The 398-nt window shown below is 36.7% G+C and carries 1 protein-coding gene; it reads right to left on the minus strand.

The genetic code is table 11. The features are described 5' to 3' along the window. On the minus strand, positions 1-398 hold a 398-nt coding region (locus tag KP705_RS18655; protein WP_215765388.1), incomplete at both ends, for a hypothetical protein.

A 398-nucleotide genomic window follows, 5' to 3' on the forward strand; every position in this document is an offset into this window, starting at 1 on the left:
AAACCATCCTTGTCACATTCTTCTAAATCTTTAACCCAAAGGCGTATCTCATCTTTATTGTCATTAACAAAAACACACTCGTAACAAAAATCATCCTCGTCATCGTTCAAATATTCGTTGAATCTTAAAAAACCATATCCCCTGCTTTCTATGTAATCCAAAAACAAAGAAGAATGCGAAGGAAGACAACGCAAATAATCTCTATAACTTTTCACATCCTTCACAGGAAAAGAATGGTCAATATAATGGTCATGCAAACAAGTCATGATATCGTAAGGCTTTTCCCAACCGCAATAAACCTCGACCCCATTCCCAAACATATAACGAATAGCCTTGGTCTCATAACGTGCCTTCAATCGCACAGCCTTTATATTGAACAGATTTTCAAGCCTCTTTAC

This window comes from Gluconobacter sp. P1D12_c (assembly GCF_018812105.1).
GTDB classification, from domain to species: domain Bacteria; phylum Pseudomonadota; class Alphaproteobacteria; order Acetobacterales; family Acetobacteraceae; genus Gluconobacter; species Gluconobacter oxydans_A.